Below are 17275 nucleotides of genomic sequence, written 5' to 3' on the forward strand. Positions count from 1 at the left end.
CAGCATCCCCATTTGGGCCCCGGCCTCCGCCGGAGTGGGGCCTCAAAGCGCTACCCAACAAAACTCGTTCTCCCGCGAAGGCGGGAGCCCAGTCTGGATCCCCGCCTTCGCGGGGAAACATGCTGACCTTGTTTCAGCTATAAACACGACAGATCCGCTGACTTCGAACAGTCACCAGACTGCGACCACTGTGTAACAATACTCGGCTAATACTCGCGGCAAGGATAGTTTTGCGGGGGCAGGCTCATGAACGCCATCACGACGTTTTCGCCATCTAGCTTCGTTGGCGCCGATATCACCGATATCGCCGACTTCATCCACTCCCGGCCCGCCGTACCCGAGCCGGTCGTCGAGCGCCGCCAGTATCGCACGATCTGGATCTCCGACGTCCATCTCGGCACGCGCGGCTGCAACGCGGGGATGCTCAACGACTTCCTCGATCACGTCGACAGCGAGACGATGTACCTCGTCGGCGACATGATCGACGGCTGGCGGCTCAAGAAGAAATTCTACTGGCCCGCCGCGCACAACGACGTGATCTGGCGCCTGCTCAAGCGTGCCAAGCGCGGCACCCGCGTCGTCTACATCCCCGGCAACCACGACGAGGTGTTCCGCCAATATTCGGGCCTCGACCTGGGCGGCATCTCGATCCGCCGCAACGCGATCCACGAGACCGCCGACGGCCGCCGCCTGCTGGTCCTCCACGGCGACGAGTTCGACGCGATCACGCTCGCGCATCGCTGGATCGCGCACATCGGCGACGCCGCCTATACGATGCTGATGGGACTCAACCGCTGGGTCAACGGCGCGCGCCGGCGGATGGGCATGCCATACTGGTCGCTGTCGAAGCACGCCAAGGCCAAGGTCAAGAACGCCGTCGCCTTCATCTCGCACTTCGAGGAAGTCGTCGCGCATGCCGCCGGCGTCCGCGGCGTCGAAGGTGTCGTCTGCGGCCACATCCACACCGCCGAAATGCGCGAGATCGCCGGCATCGCCTATTACAACGACGGCGACTGGGTCGAAGGCTGCACGGCGCTGGTCGAGCATTTCGACGGCCGCATGGAGCTCCTCCACTGGGGCGACGAAATCGCCGCCCGCGAACGCGACAAGGTCATAAGCCTGGTCGCTTAATTAACCCTCTCCCCGACGGGGAGAGGGCGAGCCGCGTCAGCGGCGCGGGTGAGGGCAAGTCCGCAACGCCAGTTGAAGCGTGCCCTCACCCTCCCACCCGGCTGCGCCGGCCGGGCCCCTCCCTCTCCCTATGGGAGAGGGGCAAAACGGAGAAGACACGATGCGTATCGCGATCGTCACGGACGCCTGGAGCCCGCAAGTCAACGGCGTCGTCCGCACCCTCCAGTCGGTCCAGCGCGAGCTCGAATCCATCGGCCATGAGGTCCTGGTAGTCTCCCCCGAACGCTTCGCCTCGATGCCATGCCCGACCTACCCCGAGATCCGCCTAGCCTTTGCCCGCTCGGGCGCAGTCGGTCGCATGCTCGCAGCATTCGGCGCCGACGCGATCCACCTCGCCACCGAAGGGCCAGTCTGCCTCGCCGCCCGCAACTGGTGCCTGGCCCGCGCGCTCCCCTTCACCAGCGCGTATCATACACAGTTCCCCGACTATATTGCCGCCCGCACCGGCGCGAACCCAGACTGGATCTGGCGCTACATCCGCTGGTTCCACCGCCCCGCCCAGTCGATCCTGGTCTCCACGCCGTCGGTCGCGGCAACGCTCGCAACCCAAGGCCTGCATCAGGTCCGAGAATGGGGCAGGGGCGTCGACTTCGCGCAGTTCGGCCTCGACGGCGCGCGCGACCCCGAGATGGCGGCACTGCCCGGCCCGATCCTCCTCTATGTCGGGCGCGTCGCGGTCGAGAAGAACATCGAGGCGTTCCTGTCCTCCGCACATCCCGGCACCAAGGTCGTCGTCGGCGACGGCCCTGCTCGCGCAACGCTCGCGCGCCGCTTCCCGCAAGCCGTCTTCCTCGGCCAGCGCTCCGGCCTCGACCTAGCCGCCGCCTATCGCACCGCAGACGTCCTCGTCTTCCCGAGCCGCACGGACACGTTCGGCCTAGTCATGATCGAAGCGCTCGCCTGCGGAACTCCCGTCGCGGCCTACCCGGTCACCGGGCCGATCGACGTCCTCGACGACCGCGTCGGGGCCATGCACGAAGACCTCGACACCGCGATCGCCACCGCGCTAACGCGCGACAGCGTCACCTGCGCCGCCTATGCCGCGCGCTACAGCTGGCCCGCCAGCGCACGCCAGTTCCTTCACGCGCTCGTCCCCCTCGAAGGAAAGCTCATGGCCGCCTGAGCTTGTTCGCTTGCCTGTTGCCCCCGCGCGCACTAAGTCTCTCTCATGTCAGGCCGCTCCGAAAGGGGCGGCCCTTTCTATTTTTACGGAGTTTCCGCCGTGGCCCAGCCGCTCATGCCCCACGCGACCGCCGCCTGGATGGTCGACAATACCGCGCTCAGCTTCGAGCAGATCGCGGACTTCTGCGGCCTGCACATCCTCGAGATCCAGGCGATCGCCGACGACACCACCTCGACCAAGCTCACCGGTCGCGATCCCGTCCGCGCGCACGAAGTGACGCAGGACGAGATCGACAAGGGTGCCGCCGATCCCGACTACCAGCTCAAGATGATCAAGGGCCCCGAGCAGGTCCGCCGCACCAAGGGGCCGCGCTACACGCCGGTCTCGAAGCGCCAGGACAAGCCCGACGGCATCTCGTGGATCATCCGCAATCACCCCGAGATCACCGACGGCGCGATCTCGCTGCTGATCGGCACGACCCGCACGACGATCGCCGCGATCCGCGATCGCAGCCACTGGAACATCGCCAACATCACCCCGAAGGATCCGGTCACGCTCGGCCTGACCTCGCAGCGCGAACTCGACGCAGCGGTGGCGAAGGCGGCGAAGGCAGCCGGCATGGAAGCCCCGACCGACACCCGCCTCGAAGGCGACCGCGAAGTCCTGCTCCAGCAGCTCCGCGCAGAGCGCACCCAGGCGGCCGCGGACGCACAGTTCGTGGCAGACGGCGGCGTCCTCCCCGTCAAGCCGCTCTTCGACGACCCCTTCAAGCGCTGATCGTCCTTCCCGGTATTGTCGGCAAAAAGATAAAGAGGGGCGGTGCCGAAAGGTGCCGCCCTTTTTCGTGCGGAACGCGGTGCTATCCCGTCGCACCTCTCCGGCGCAGGCCGGGGCCCAGTTGGGGGACGGTCATGGCGATGACGGCGCACCGTTACTTCAACCTTTCCAACTGGACCCCGGCCTAGGCCGGGGAGGTGGCTTAAGGCATATCAGTTACCGACTCGACTGCTGGCTCTGGCTGACAGCTGACGAGCCAATGCCGCTGGCCTACAAACCGACCAGTTGCTAACCGCAACGGATGGCAACCGCACCCGACACCGATTTCGCGCCCACCAGCCACAAAGGGCTGACCTACCCGTTTGGTGGCGCAGAACCTGAAGTAGGCGGCACGATGCAGGTCGCCCCCGGCATAGACTGGGTCCGCCTCCACATCCCCGGCCCCTTACGCCATGTAAACTGCTGGCTCCTCGCCGACACCCAAGGCGATGCACTGGTCGACACCGGCATGAACACCGCGGCCGCGCGCGACGCCTGGAAAGCCATCTTCAACGGCCCCAAAGCCGACACCCGCATCAACAAGATGATCGGCACCCACTTCCACCCCGACCATATCGGCCTAGCCGGCTGGATGTGCGATCATCATTCCGCCCCCTTGATCATGACCCGAGCCGAGTGGCTGACCGCGCGCATGCTCGCCGCCGACGCCCGCGACTCCGTCCCCCACGAAATGCTAACCTTCTGGCGCGGCGCAGGCTGGGACGCCGCACAGATCGACCATGCCACCGCCAAGGGCTGGGCCGGATTCCGAAAGATCATCACCCCGCTGCCGCTCAGCTACACCCGCATCGAAGACGGCGACACGCTCACCATCGGCGCGCGCGACTGGCGCGTGGTAACCGGCTCGGGCCACTCCCCCGAACACGCGTGCCTGTACGACGAAGCCGGCGGCATCCTCATCGCCGGCGACCAGGTCCTCCCGCGCATCAGCCCCAACGTCTCGCTAGGCGTCACCGAACCGAACGCCGACCCCTTGGGCGAATGGTTCGCCTCGATCGCCAAGCTGAAGACGCTGCCCGCCGACCTGCTCGTCCTCCCAGGCCACGGCGACCCGTTCACCGGCCTCCACACCCGCCTCGACGCCATGGACCGCGAACACCGCGAACGGCTCGACGAACTCGCCGTCTTCCTTGCCGAGCCCCGCCGCGCGGTCGACTGTTTCGGCCGCCTGTTCCGTCGCGCGATCGGGCAGGACGTGCTCGGCATGGCGACCGGCGAAGCGCTCGCGCATCTCCGCCGCCTCGAAGTCGAAGGCCGAGCGACCCGCGACACGCTCGATGGCGTATGGTGGTGGCGCGCGGCCTGAGTTAGCATGCGGCCAAATTCAAGAGGATAGCCCCATGTGCGACGAGCATACCGCAGACGATAACGAAGCCTATCTGGCCGGAGTCTCGCGCCGCCAGTTCGGCGTCATGACCGGAGCGATGGGCCTGACGATGTTGCTTCCCGCGCCCGCGAATGCCGCCGTCATCAAGGGCCGCGACGTCTCGATCACCACCCCCGACGGCAAGGCCGGCGCCTATTTCGTCGCGCCCGCCACCGGCAAGCACCCCGGCGTGCTGGTCTGGCCCGACATCATGGGCCTGCGCCCAGCGTTCCGCCAGATGGCCGACCGGCTCGCGCAATCGGGCTATGCGGTGCTCGTCGTCAACCAGTTCTACCGCTCGACCAAGGCGCCGTTCCTGAAGCCCGGCGAATCCTACGACCAACCCGAAGTCAAAAGCCGCATCGCCCCATTCCGCGAAGCGCTGACTTCCGAGGGCACGGTCCGCGACGCGCGTGCCTTCACCGCCTTCATCGACGCGCAAGCGCAGGTCGATCGCAAACGCGGCATGGCCACCACCGGCTATTGCATGGGCGGCCCGATGGTGATGCGCACCGCTGCAGCCGTGGCGAACCGCATCCGCGCAGGCGCGACCTTCCACGGCGGCGGCTTCGTCACCGACAAGCCCGACAGCCCGCACCTCCTGATCCCGCAGATGAAGGCGCAATACCTCATCGCGATCGCCGCCAACGACGACGCCCGCGCCCCCACCGAGAAGGACACGCTGCGCACGGCGTTCGCCGCCGCGAAACTCCCCGCCGAGATCGAGGTCTACGAAGGCACGATGCACGGCTGGTGCCCGCCCGACTCGAAGGTCTACAATCCGGTCCAGGCGGACAAGGCCTGGGCGCGCATGCTCGCGCTGTTCGACAAGGCGTTGGTATAAGGGCGCGGGGGCTTAATTGTACGTCCCGCCTTCTCCTTGTTCTCCCGCGAAGGCGGGAGCCCAGCCTGGATCCCCGCCTTCGCGGGGAAACATTCTGCATGGCCTTGACCGCACCCCTGCTCCATGTGACCATCGTTCACGATCCGTTCTCAAGGAGAGTCGCGTGGCCCTGACCCTGTACACCAACCCGATGTCGCGCGGTCGCATCGCGCGCTGGATGCTCGAAGAGGTCGGCGCCGAGTACGAGACGGTCGTGCTCGGCTACGACACGACGATGAAGGACGAGGCGTATCGCGCGATCAACCCGATGGCGAAGGTCCCCGCACTGGTCCAAAACGGCAAGACCATCACCGAATGCGCCGCGATCTGCGCCTATCTAGCCGAGGCGTTCCCCGAATCGGGCCTGGCGCCAAACGCAGATGAACGCGCCGACTATTATCGTTGGCTCTTCTACGCCGCCGGTCCGGTCGAATCCGCGATCACCAACCGCTCGCTCGGCGTCGTCCCCACTGATGCGCAACAGCGCATGGTCGGTTATGGCAGCTTCGATGCCGTCGTGGACGTGCTTGAACGCGCCATATCCACGCACCCCTACATCGCCGGCGACCGCTTTACCGCAGCCGACGTGTATGTTGGGTCGCAGATCCTGTTCGGTCTGCAATTCGGCTCCTTACCCAAGCGCGAGGTGTTTGCAGACTATGCCGCCCGCCTGATCGAACGTCCGGCATACAAGCGGGCAGGAGAGTTGGATGACGCGCTGATCGCGGCTGCAGCCTAGGGTCGACCGACGGCGCGCGCGACGGGGCATACCTAACCTCGTCATCCTGACGAAAGTCAGGATCCAGAGTCACGAAGGCGAGCTGTCGGTACCCTGGATCCTGACTTTCGTCAGGATAACGGCGGGTATTGGGCCGGCACGGTGCGTTGAAATTAGCTTCTTGGCAGAACCGATTGCGTTCGTGGCGCCGTTGGCGGGCATCGGATCGACGTCACACGGGCAGGGGGCGTTGGATGCTTCCGGCGAGAAAGAGGGGCCGACTCACGAATACGACCGGTAGCAATGGTCCGGACAAACCTTGCCCTCACCCTTCCCACGGTCAAGTGGCCGCGGGCCCCGTCCCTCTCCCGTAGGGGAGAGGGAGAGACGCGAAGGCGGCGATGGGTGAGGGCACGCCGCTAATTGATGTTTTCAGGCACTGAGCGTGAAAGCCGCCGGCGAGGCGCCTGACTAACGACGCCACTTCAAGCTAAACGTGTAATAGCAACTCAGCCGCTAGCCGACCCTGCAAGCGTGGATCAGGCCGCCCACTTCGCCAACCAGTCGGCCAACGCCTGCGGCCCCATCGACCGGGCATCCGCCAGTTCGGTCTCATGCCCTGCATTCAACAGCTTGTTGGTCCGCGGATCGACCACCAGCACCGCGGGCACACCCTTGAGGCGGCCCTTGATCCCGTAGCCCGCTGCAATCTGCCCGTTCTTGTCGAAGCGGCCGATATCGACCGTCACCACCACGAACTTGCTGTCCACGAAGCGCTTCATCTCGGGCAGGTCGATCGTTCCCGCCAGCAGGCGGCAATCGAGGCACCAGTTGCCGCCGAGATCGATCAGCAACCGCTTGTGCGTCTTCAGCGCGCGCGCCCGCGCCGCCGCAACCTGCGCATTGGCGTTCGCCGACTCGTTATATGGCAGTGGCAATGGCTGCGGCAGCTTGTCGAAGCTCGTCGTGTTGACGTGCGGCGCCGCGACTTTCGCGCGGGGCGCGGCGGGGGCGGCCACGGCGGTTGCGAGCAAGGCAAGCGCGGCGAGACGGCGTATCGACATCATTCATATCCTCCGATCACGGCATTCAGGAAGCTCGGGAATGGTCCGTTCCAGCCATCCACCGGCGTTTCGGCGACCGGTTGGCGGCGACCACCGGTTGGATTCGCAGGGATGCGCTCCGTCCGTGGCGGCTCGACCTTCGCGGCTTCCGAACGAACAGCTTGCATGCGAACTGGTTCCGACCGCGCAGGCTCCGACCGCGCAGGCTCCGACCGAACGGGCGCCGCGCGAACCGGTTCGACATACGCCGGTTCGACATACGTCGGTTCGACCTGCACCGGCTCGACCCGTGCGGGCTCCGCAACGCGCGGCTTCACCGCGGGCACGGGCTCGTCGATCGGCGTCCGCTCCCAGCGCGGACGCTTGGCCGCCGCAACCGGCTCGGCCGCAGCCAGCACCTCGGCGACGATCGCCGGGGCCACCGTATCCGCCCGCGGCACCCGCCGCGTACGTGGCCGATCCGACTCCTCGGCAGCCGCCGCCGCAACCGGCACTGGCGTAAACGTCTCGGACCGCGCGCCGCGACGCGGCCGTGCGCGCCGCGTCGTGCCATCGTCTTCGGTCGCAGCAGTAACTGCCGCCGTCTTCGGCTCGGCAACCTTCAGCCGCTCGATCGTCTGCCCGGTAAGCTTCTCGATGTTGACGATATTCTCGGCATCGTCCGGCGCGACGAACGTGTACGCCGTCCCCGTCGCCCCGGCGCGACCCGTCCGACCGATCCGGTGGACATAGTCGTCGGGATGCCACGGTGCGTCATAGTTGAACACCGTCGACACGCCCTTGATGTCGAGCCCGCGCGCGGCGACGTCCGAGGCGACCAGGATAGTCACCGCGCCGGTCTTGAACAGCTCGAGCTCGGCCAGCCGCTGCGGCTGTTCCATGTCGCCGTGGATCTCGCCCGACTTGTAGCCCGCCTGCTTCAGCACCTTGTTCAGGTCGCGAACCGTCGTCTTGCGGTTGCAGAAGATGATCGCGTTGGTCACCTCTTCCTGCGCGAGAATCCGGCGCAGCGTATCGCGCTTGGCGGTCTGGCTCGGCACCGGCACCAGATACTGCTTGATGTTGAGGTTGGTCGACGCCGGGCGCGACACCTCGATCGTCTTGGGATTGGTCAGGAACTTGTCCGCCAGCTTCTTGATCGGCGGCGGCATCGTCGCCGAGAACAGCAAAGTCTGGCGCTGCTTCGGCAGCTTGGTGCAGATTTCCTCGATGTCGGGGATGAAGCCCATGTCGAGCATCCGATCCGCCTCGTCGATCACCAGCATCGAACAGCCGTTGAGCATGATCTTGCCGCGCCCGAACAGGTCCATCAGCCGGCCCGGCGTCGCGATCAGCACGTCGACGCCTTTTTCGAGCGCGGCGAGCTGGTCGCCCATCGACACGCCACCGATCAGCAACGCCATCGAGAGGTTCGAGTTGACGCCGTATTTCTCGAAATTCTCCGCCACCTGCGCGGCGAGTTCGCGCGTCGGTTCGAGGATCAGCGAGCGTGGCATCCGTGCGCGGCTACGGCCATGCGCGAGGATGTCGATCATCGGCAGCACGAACGACGCGGTCTTGCCGGTGCCCGTCTGGGCGATACCGATGATGTCGCGCATCATCAGCACGGACGGGATCGCGCCGGCCTGGATCGGGGTTGGCTCGGTATAGCCGGAGTCGGTGACTGCCTTCAGCAGTTCGTCGGAGAGGCCGAGATCGGCAAAACTCATGCAAATGTCCGGTAAATGGAGGGTGAAATGCACTGCCCTCAAGCGTTCCGGCGCTCGCCGATTTGGCGACAAATGTCAAGGAAACGCGGTGGATCGAAGGTGGGGAGGGGGCGGCGGGCCGCGTATTTCCGCAAAAACCCCCGTCATCCTGACGAAAGTCAGGATCCAGAGCCAAGCAGCGTACCGTCAGTTACTCTGGATCCTGACTTTCGTCAGGCTGACGGAGCTAGGTGAGACTGCGTTCGCCACACACGCGACTGGCCGGCCCCCCGCTACTTCTTCGCCCGCAAACTCTTGAACCCCTCGATCTCGCAGCGTGCACCCGAACGCATCCGGATCGCATCGCGGTCCTTACAGATCATCCCGTCCGGGCCCGGCCGCAGATAGAACCCCGAATAATAATCGAGCGGCTTGCAGTCGCCGTCGAGCCGCGCACGCAGCCGCGTCGTGTCGTCCATCACCAGGTCGACGGCGCCGTCCTTGTTGAGCATCGCACCCGCGATCTCGTCGACCGCGATGCATTTCGGGCCCTTATGCTCCTTCCACTCGGTCGGCGGCGCGTAGGTGCGGACGGGGGCCCGGCTCATCCGGGGCACGCGGATGATGATGCGTTCGTGGATCGAGAGCTGCGCGATCTGCAGGCCATCGAGCCTGAATCTGGGCGAAGGGACATCGCGCATCGCCATGGCAAAGGGACCCGCTAGCGCGAGCAGGGTGGCGGGTATCGCGGGATGGATCATGGTGTCTGGATCATGCTGACGTAATCGTTAGGGCCTATCGTTGAACGCGCGATGAATTTTGTCTAGCGCCGCGTACATGGCCGAAATTCAGTCAGCAATCCTGACGCCTTCGCAGGCGGCAATGCTCGAATCGCTCTCCTCGTGGCTCGGCGCGAAGGCGATCGTCACCGACCCCGCCGACATCGACCCGTGGCTGCACGATTGGCGTGGCCGCTTCCACGGCGCGGCGCCCGCAATGCTCGCGCCGACATCCACCGCCGAGGTCGCGCTGATCGTCGCGGCCGCCGCAGAGCACCGCGTGCCGCTGGTCGCGCAAGGCGGCAACACCTCGATGGTCGGCGGCGCGACCGCCCCCGCGGACGGCAGCGCGCTGATCCTGTCGCTGCGTCGCCTTAACCGCATCCGCAGTCTCGATACCGACGCCGGGCTCGCGATCGCGGAGGCGGGCGTGATCCTCGCCGACCTCGACGGCGCGGCGCAAGCGCAGGGGTGGCGCTTCCCGCTGACGCTCGGCGCACGCGGCACGGCGACGATCGGCGGGCTCGTCTCGACCAACGCCGGTGGCACGCAGGTCCTCAAGTTCGGGACGATGCGCGGCCTCGTCGCAGGCGTCGAGGCGGTGCTCGCCGATGGCAGCATCTACGACGGCCTGTCCGCGCTCAAGAAGGACAACCGCGGCTACGATCTCGACCAGCTCTTCATCGGCGCGGAGGGCACGCTGGCGATCGTCACCGCCGCCACGCTCCGCCTGGCCCCCGCAATCGCAGCGCGCGGCACCGCCTGGGTCGGCGTCGGCTCACCCCAGGCGGCACTCAAACTCCTGCGCACGATGCAGGCGAAGACCGACGCGATCGAGAGCTTCGAGATTCTCCCCGCCGAGTCGCTCGACGCCGCCGTCGCGCATCTCCCGAACGCCCGCGCGCCGCTCGCCGGTCGCCACCCTTGGCACCTCCTGATCGAGGCGACCTCGGCCACAACCGAAGGCGAGTCCCCCAGCGCCCTCCTCGAACGCCTGCTCGGCAAAGCGCTCGAGGACGGCGCGATCGAAGACGCGACGATCGCCACCAGCGAAGCCCAGTCCACCGCGTTCTGGCTCCTGCGCGACTCGCTCTCCGCCGCCGAACGCGCGCTCGGCCCCGCAACGCAGCACGACATCTCGATCCCCGTCGAGACGATGCCGCGCTTCATGATCGAGGCGGCGGCGGCGTGCGATGCGCGCTTCCCCGGCACGCATGCGAGCGGCTTCGGCCATCTCGGCGACGGCAACGTCCATTTCCACGTCCGCGCCGCGCCCGGCACCGATCCCGCGGACTGGTATGCCGAGGATGCGCCGGTCGTCACCCGCTTCGTCGGCGACCTTGTCGTCGCGGCCGGCGGATCGATCTCGGCGGAGCACGGCATCGGCCAGATGAAGCGCGACGAACTCGAGCGCCTCTCCTCGCCCGCACGGATGACAGCACTCCGCGCGATCAAGTCCGCGCTCGATCCGCTCGGCATCCTCAACCCCGGCAAGCTCGTCACACTTGCACGCCCGCCCGGCGCACCATAGAGCCTCGCCCCAATCGGTGGCATGAGCCACCGGCATTTCGACCGACCGATCCGGAGAGTAACATGGCCAGCACCGCCCAGCTTCCGCTTTTCTATAATGGCCTCGAGCCGCTTTCGAGCGACACGCACGCGAACTACAAGGTCCGCCCGCAGGACAGCGCGCCGTTCCTGGTCGGCCAGCATGCGATCCCGATCACCGTCGACGAGTTTCCGCTGGTCCAGCGTCACATGCCGATCGTCTTCTCGGTCGGTGACGACGCGATTCCGCTCGCGCTGATGGGCCTCAACGAGGGCGTCAACGTGTTCGTCGGCGAAGACGGCAAGCTGACCGAGAACACGTTCTACGTGCCCGCCTATGTCCGTCGCTACCCGTACATGCTCGCGCGCCTGCACCCGGAAGCACAGGAGCTGTCGCTCTGCTTCGACCCGACCTCGCAGGCGATCGGTGATTTCGAGGACGGCGATGCGCTGTTCGAGAACGGCCAGCCGACCGAGCTGACCAAGAACATCCTCGGCTTCAACGAGTCGTTCGAACAGGCCGGCGCGCGCACGCAGAACTTCATGAACGAGCTGCGCGAGCTCGAGCTGTTGATGGACGGCGAAGTCACGATCCAGCCCGACGGCGCCGACCAGCCGTTCGTCTATCGCGGTTTCCAGATGATCAACGAGGAAAAGCTGATCGACCTGCGCGGCGATGCGCTGCGCAAGATGAGCAAGTCGGGCATGCTCCCGCTGCTGTACGCACACCTGTTCTCGCTCTCGCTGATGCGCGACATCTTCGCGCGCCAGGCCCAGCTTGGCATGACCCCGCAGCAGCAGATGCCAGCTCCTGCGCAGTTCAACGTCTGATAGCGAAACCGGGAGGGCGCGAAAATTATTTGGGGTGCGGTGCAGCAGGGGTTGAACCAAAACCGCGCTCACCCATTTAGATCCTGTACGGCATCGTGTCCCCCCCTTTCGCGGCGCCGTACGGGACGCTTCTAGCGTCCCTCCTCCCTGAACCTAGGCCACTCCGTGCGACATGCACGGGGTGGTTTTTTTTGGCCTTCGCGATGCGCCGGGCCCGTCCGCTCCTCCCACCCGTTGCGTGCCCGTGGAATTATTCGAAAGCCTCGACGTCATCCTGCTCGCCGCGCTGGTCCTGCTGGTCCTGGCGCGCAAGCTGAACGTGCCGTACCCGACCTTGCTGGCGGTGGCCGGCATCGCCTTTGCCGCGCTGCCATTCGCCCCGAAGATCACCGTCGAGCCGCATCTGGCGCTGGCCTTGTTCATCGCACCTGCGTTGCTCCACGCCGCGTATCACACCAGCCCGCGCGCCTTACGGCGACACTGGTTCCCACTGCTGAGCCTTGCCGTGTTCGCCGTACTCGTCACCGCCGCAGCGGTCGCACTAGTCGGCGTGACGCTAGGCGGGTTGCCGCTTGCCGCCGCGTTTGCCTTGGGTGCGATCGTCGCGCCGCCCGATGCCGCCGCATCGGAAGCGGTGCTCGGCGAAGTCGGCATCCCCCGCCGCGGCCTATTGCTCCTCCAAGGTGAGAGCCTCCTCAACGACGCCACGGCACTGTTGTTGTTTGGCCTCGCGGTGGCCTTCGCGACGCATTCGGACACCCCAGTGACGCCGCTCGCGCTCGCCGCGGCTGTGCCGGGCGGGATCGTCCTCGGCGTCATCGCCTCGTGGCTGTACCTCCGCGTGACGCCGCTGTTCGCGCGGACGCTCGGCGCGAGCCTCGCCGATTTCGCGGTGACGTTCGGGATCTGGCTGCTGGCCGAGCGGCTGCATATCTCGCCGGTGCTCGCGGTCGTCACGTTCGGGATGATCGTGTCGCAGCGCCGCCCGATCGGCCAGCCTGCGCGCGATCGGTTGCAGGGCGCGGCGGTATGGTCGGCGGCGGTGCTCGTCCTCAACATCATCGCGTTCGCGCTGATGGGGCTGCAATCGCGCGACGTGCTTGTCGGCCTGCCCGCCGCCGAGCGCTGGCCCGCAATCTGGTTCGCCGCCGCAGTGCTGGCGACCGTGCTCGTCACGCGTATCGCGTGGGTGTTCTTCGTGCGGTTCGTCGAGGGCATGATCGCCAATCGCTACGCACCGTCCTGGCTGCCCAAGCCGCCCCCCTGGAACGCGTCGATCATCCTGTCCTGGTCGGGTATGCGTGGCCTCCTGACGCTCGCGACCGCGTTCGCGCTGCCACGATCGGTGCCGGGCCGCGACCTGATCGTGCTCGCCGCGTTCGGTGTCGTGATCGGCACGCTGGTGCTGCAAGGGCTCACGCTAGGCCCGCTGATCCGCCGCCTCGATCTCGGCGAGGATACCGGCCTCGCCGACGAGATCGCCCCCGCGCGCAAGCGACTGATTGATGCAGGGCTAGCGGTACTGCCGGCGCGCGAAGGTGCGGCGGCGGACGCGCTGCGCTTTCGCTACGGGGCGGCGGGAAAGGTCACGGCCGAGGCGGACGACCCACAGGCGACCTCCGAATTCGACGAACTGCACCTGGAGATGATCGCCTGTCAGCGCGTCGTGCTCCACGAAATGCGCGACAAGGGCGAGGTAGCGGAGGACGTCTATCGCCGCCTCCAGGAGGAACTCGACTGGGCAGAGGTCGACGCGCGCGCGTTCGGTGACAACATCCTCACGGCGACCTGAGCGCGAGCGGGGAACATCGGCACGCGCTACGCTGTTTGAAGGAACCACCGTAGAAAGGGTCGATACATGCCAGAGGCGTCTTCGTGAGCAAATCCGTCAAGCCCGCCCCGCCGACGACGCTCGTGATCTTCGGCGCCTTCGGTGACCTGACCCGCCGCCTGCTGATGCCGGCGCTGATCAACATGACACGGCTCGGGCTGGTCGGTAACGACTTCCACGTGCTCGGTGTCGGTATCGACGAAGGCAACGACCAGTCGTTGCGCGACGCGCTCGGCACGTTCGACGCGAAGGGCGGCGAGGGGGCCGGCGAAAAAGGTGACGCGTGGGCGCGGCTCAAGGACCGCGTCGGCTATCTCCAGGGCGATTTCACCAAGGACGACGTCTTCGAGCAACTCAAGGCCCGGGTGAACGGCAACGTCGCGTTCTACTTCGCGGTGCCCGCGAAGTTCTTCGGCACGATCGTCGACAAGCTCGCCGACCACGGCCTGATGGCAGAGACGCCGCATGGCTTCCGCCGGATCGCGATCGAGAAGCCGTTCGGCCACGACCTCGCCTCCGCCCGCGATCTCAACGCACGCATTCTGGCCCGCGTGTCCGAGGCGCAAATCTACCGGATCGACCATTTCCTCGGCAAGGAAACCGTCCAGAACATCATGACCGCACGGTTCGCGAACATGATGATCGAGCGCGTCTGGAATTCGGATTGCATCGCGCACGTCCAGATCACCGCCGCCGAGACGGTCGACGTCGGCACCCGCGGCAAGTTCTACGACGGCACCGGCGCGCTGCGCGACATGGTCCCCAACCACCTGTTCCAGCTGCTCGCGATGGTCGCGATGGAGCCGCCCGCTAGCTTCGATGCCGAGGCGATCCGCAACGAAAAGGGCAAGGTGCTCAAAGCCGTCCGCGTCTATTCGCCCGGCAAGGCGAAGCGCAACGGCGTCCGAGGCCAGTATACTGCGGGAAAAGTGAAGGGGGTGGATGTCCCCGCCTACACCGCCTCGCCCGACGTCGCGCCGGACAGCCGGACCGAGACCTATGTCGCGCTCAAGCTGATGGTCGACACGTGGCGATGGGCGGGCGTGCCGTTCTACCTGCGCACCGGCAAGGCGATGACGTGTCGCGACACCGAGATCGCGATCACCTTCAAGCCGGTCCCGTTCGCGTCGTTCCCCGGCGCCGCCGCCGACATGCTGCCGCCCAACCGGCTGATCATCCAGATCCAGCCCGACGAGGGGCTGAGCATGGACATCAACATCAAGCGCCCCGGTCTCGAAGTGGCGACGGCGCCGATCGCGCTCGATTTCCGGTATGCCGACGAATTCGATATCGGTCACCTGACCGGGTACGAGTCGCTGATCTACGACCTGTTCGTCGGCGACCAGACGCTGTTCCAGCGCGCGGACGCGATCGAGGCGGGCTGGGCCGCGGTGCAGCCGTTCCTCGACCTCTGGGCGCATGACGCGAGTAAGCCGGAACCCTACGAGGCAGGCACGCTAGGCCCCGCGGCGGCAGATGCCCTTCTAGCGCATGACGACCACACCTGGCACGAACTTGCCCCGGCAGGGCAGACGGTGCCGTAACTCATCCCTCACTGTTCTCCCGCGAAAGCGGGAGCCCAGGGTCTCAAACGATGGTGCTCGTGACCCTGGACCCCCGCCTCCGCGGGGGAACAGCATTGGTCGGGACCATCAATGAGCGCTCAAACCCGCTCGGTCAGCTCGATCTCGCCCTCGACCTCCATCTCGTCCTCGTCACCCATCTCGTCCATGTCGGGCATCGTGAAGTCGGCCTTCCAATCATAGACCTTCTCGACCCCGCCCTGCACCCAGACGCGCACCGCGCCAGACGTAATCTCGCCGCCCATTGCGCCGACGAAATCCGCCACCAGCGAATCCGCCGCATCCTCATGATCGGTCGCGCCCGGAATCGTCGCGGCGGTCATTTCCTCATCGAGTTCGATGATCTGCGCCCAATATTGCTTCGCCATGTGTCGCTCCTGCGTAGATGAAAGGCCGTCAGCCGGGGTCTATGAGACGCCGTCAGCCGGCGGTGATGATGGGACGATCCTCGCGCAGCCGGTCCGCCAGCCGCTCGACCGCGTCGACCTCGCTCGCGCTGCCCGACGGGGTCACCGCCCAGTTGCAATGCGCGTGGGTCGCGAGGCTATACACCTTCACGTCGCCGACGATCAGCCGCCACCGCCGCCGGTCGCCGCTATTGTACCGGACGAGGTTGGTGACGAAAAGGCTCTGGAGATCCGATGCGGTCATCCGCGCTCCATAGCGACAATCGCCCGCCCGTCGCCACCGCAAACGGCCCGTGGTGGATCCCATCCAAATTACGGCGCGTTTGGGTTCGGAACAGATCATCTACATTACGGGAATTGCACATGGCTAAGACGGCGTTGGTAGTGGGAACGAGCGGGATCGTCGGCAGCGCGACCGCCGCGGCGTTGGTGAAGGCGGGCTGGACCGTCCACGGTCTCGCGCGGCGCCCGACCGAACAGGACGGCGTCCAGCCGGTCGCGGCGGATCTCCAGGATCCCGCCAGCCTCGAAACGGCGCTCACCGGCCTCAAGCCCGACGCGGTATTCATCGCCACCTGGTCGCGCCAGGACAGCGAGGCGGAGAACATCCGCGTCAACGGCGGCATGGTCCGCAACCTGCTCGGCGCACTCTCGCCCGCCGGCAGCGTCGGTCACGTGGCGCTGGTGACGGGCCTCAAGCATTACCTCGGACCGTTCGAAGCGTACGGCAAGGGCGTCCTCCCGCAGACTCCGTTCCGCGAGGAGCAGGGCCGTCTCGACGTCGAGAATTTCTACTATGCACAGGAAGACGCCGTGTTCGAGGCCGCCGAGCGCGACGGCTTCGGCTGGAGCGTCCACCGCCCGCACACGATCATCGGCAAGGCGGTCGGCAACGCGATGAACATGGGCACCACGCTCGCGGTCTACGCGACGCTGTGCCGCGAGACCGGCCGCCCGTTCCGCTTTCCCGGCTCGGCGGCGCAGTGGAACGGCCTAACCGACATGACCAGCGCGACGATGCTCGCCGATCACCTGATCTGGGCCGCGACCACCCCCGAGGCGCGCAACGAGGCGTTCAACGTCGTCAACGGCGACGTCTTCCGCTGGAGCTGGATGTGGAGCCGCATCGCCGAGTGGTTCGGGATCGAGCCGGCGCCGTTCGACGGCACCATCCTGACGCTCGAAGAGCAGATGAAGGATGACGTCGGCCTCTGGCGCGAAATCGCCGCGCGCAAAGGTCTGGCGGAAGCCGACCTGTCGCGGCTCGCCTCGCCGTGGCACACCGACGCCGATCTCGGCCGCCCGATCGAGGTGGTCACGGACATGGGCAAGAGCCGGCGCCTGGGGTTCAAGGAATACCAGCCCACGGATGACGCGTTCTTCGACCTGTTCGCGGAACTGCGTGCAGACCGGCTGATCCCGTAAA

The 17275-nt window shown here is 66.5% G+C and carries 16 protein-coding genes; 11 read left to right on the forward strand and 5 right to left on the reverse strand.

Annotated elements, in window-relative coordinates; translation table 11 throughout:
* The first annotated feature begins 246 nt into the window (after window positions 1-246).
* The 6 genes from IFR23_RS00560 (at window position 247) to IFR23_RS00585 (ending at window position 6139) form a co-directional block, all read left to right on the forward strand.
* Window positions 247-1131, forward strand: coding sequence for a UDP-2,3-diacylglucosamine diphosphatase (locus IFR23_RS00560; protein ID WP_192974298.1), 885 nt, complete (start codon window positions 247-249; stop codon window positions 1129-1131).
* A gap of 160 nt (window positions 1132-1291) precedes the next feature.
* Window positions 1292-2314, forward strand: a complete 1023-nt coding sequence (locus IFR23_RS00565; RefSeq protein WP_192974299.1) for a glycosyltransferase family 4 protein — start codon at window positions 1292-1294, stop codon at window positions 2312-2314.
* A 99-nt stretch (window positions 2315-2413) separates the two neighbouring features.
* A complete protein-coding gene (locus tag IFR23_RS00570; RefSeq protein WP_055873545.1) occupies window positions 2414-3091 on the forward strand; it encodes a DUF1013 domain-containing protein in 678 nt (225 codons plus the stop codon).
* A 301-nt stretch (window positions 3092-3392) separates the two neighbouring features.
* Window positions 3393-4457 (forward strand): MBL fold metallo-hydrolase, encoded by a 1065-nt coding sequence (locus IFR23_RS00575; protein ID WP_192974300.1) that lies wholly within the window; start codon window positions 3393-3395, stop codon window positions 4455-4457.
* Window positions 4458-4491: 34 nt separating this feature from the next.
* Entirely contained in the window at window positions 4492-5361 is an 870-nt protein-coding gene (locus IFR23_RS00580) for a dienelactone hydrolase family protein (protein WP_192974301.1), read from the forward strand.
* 163 nt (window positions 5362-5524) lie between these two features.
* A complete protein-coding gene (locus IFR23_RS00585) occupies window positions 5525-6139 on the forward strand; it encodes a glutathione S-transferase N-terminal domain-containing protein (RefSeq protein ID WP_192974302.1) in 615 nt (204 codons plus the stop codon).
* Between the two features lie 518 nt (window positions 6140-6657).
* Here the strand turns inward: IFR23_RS00585 and IFR23_RS00590 are convergent.
* From IFR23_RS00590 to IFR23_RS00600, 3 genes are all read right to left on the reverse strand, one after another.
* Window positions 6658-7182 (reverse strand): thioredoxin family protein, encoded by a 525-nt coding sequence (locus IFR23_RS00590; RefSeq protein WP_192974303.1) that lies wholly within the window; start codon window positions 7180-7182, stop codon window positions 6658-6660.
* Entirely contained in the window at window positions 7182-8891 is a 1710-nt protein-coding gene (locus tag IFR23_RS00595) for a DEAD/DEAH box helicase (protein ID WP_192974304.1), read from the reverse strand. Before IFR23_RS00595 ends, IFR23_RS00590 begins: the two co-directional genes overlap by 1 nt.
* A gap of 272 nt (window positions 8892-9163) precedes the next feature.
* Window positions 9164-9631, reverse strand: a complete 468-nt coding sequence (locus IFR23_RS00600; protein WP_192974305.1) for a hypothetical protein — start codon at window positions 9629-9631, stop codon at window positions 9164-9166.
* 121 nt (window positions 9632-9752) lie between these two features.
* On the opposite strand from IFR23_RS00600, the gene IFR23_RS00605 reads away from it, so the two are divergent.
* The 4 genes from IFR23_RS00605 to zwf all read left to right on the forward strand — a co-directional run bounded on the left by IFR23_RS00605 (window position 9753) and on the right by zwf (window position 15403).
* Window positions 9753-11180 (forward strand): FAD-binding oxidoreductase, encoded by a 1428-nt coding sequence (locus IFR23_RS00605; RefSeq protein WP_192974610.1) that lies wholly within the window; start codon window positions 9753-9755, stop codon window positions 11178-11180.
* A gap of 62 nt (window positions 11181-11242) precedes the next feature.
* Window positions 11243-12028, forward strand: coding sequence for a SapC family protein (locus tag IFR23_RS00610; protein ID WP_107952090.1), 786 nt, complete (start codon window positions 11243-11245; stop codon window positions 12026-12028).
* A 244-nt stretch (window positions 12029-12272) separates the two neighbouring features.
* Window positions 12273-13820, forward strand: a complete 1548-nt coding sequence (locus IFR23_RS00615) for a cation:proton antiporter domain-containing protein (RefSeq protein ID WP_192974306.1) — start codon at window positions 12273-12275, stop codon at window positions 13818-13820.
* An 83-nt stretch (window positions 13821-13903) separates the two neighbouring features.
* Window positions 13904-15403 carry a glucose-6-phosphate dehydrogenase gene (zwf, locus tag IFR23_RS00620; protein ID WP_192974307.1) on the forward strand — a complete coding sequence of 500 codons (1500 nt, stop codon included), beginning with the start codon at window positions 13904-13906 and terminating at the stop codon, window positions 15401-15403.
* A gap of 119 nt (window positions 15404-15522) precedes the next feature.
* Here zwf and IFR23_RS00625 read toward each other — a convergent pair whose 3' ends face one another.
* Window positions 15523-15810 (reverse strand): hypothetical protein, encoded by a 288-nt coding sequence (locus IFR23_RS00625; protein ID WP_056047554.1) that lies wholly within the window; start codon window positions 15808-15810, stop codon window positions 15523-15525.
* A 52-nt stretch (window positions 15811-15862) separates the two neighbouring features.
* On the reverse strand, window positions 15863-16093 hold the full coding sequence (locus tag IFR23_RS00630; RefSeq protein WP_192974308.1) for a hypothetical protein: 231 nt from the start codon (window positions 16091-16093) through the stop codon (window positions 15863-15865).
* A 119-nt stretch (window positions 16094-16212) separates the two neighbouring features.
* On the opposite strand from IFR23_RS00630, the gene IFR23_RS00635 reads away from it, so the two are divergent.
* Entirely contained in the window at window positions 16213-17274 is a 1062-nt protein-coding gene (locus IFR23_RS00635) for an SDR family oxidoreductase (protein WP_192974309.1), read from the forward strand.
* Window position 17275: the final 1 nt, after the last annotated feature.

It is taken from the genome of Sphingomonas sp. CFBP 13603, assembly GCF_014892665.1.
In the GTDB taxonomy this organism is placed as follows: domain Bacteria; phylum Pseudomonadota; class Alphaproteobacteria; order Sphingomonadales; family Sphingomonadaceae; genus Sphingomonas.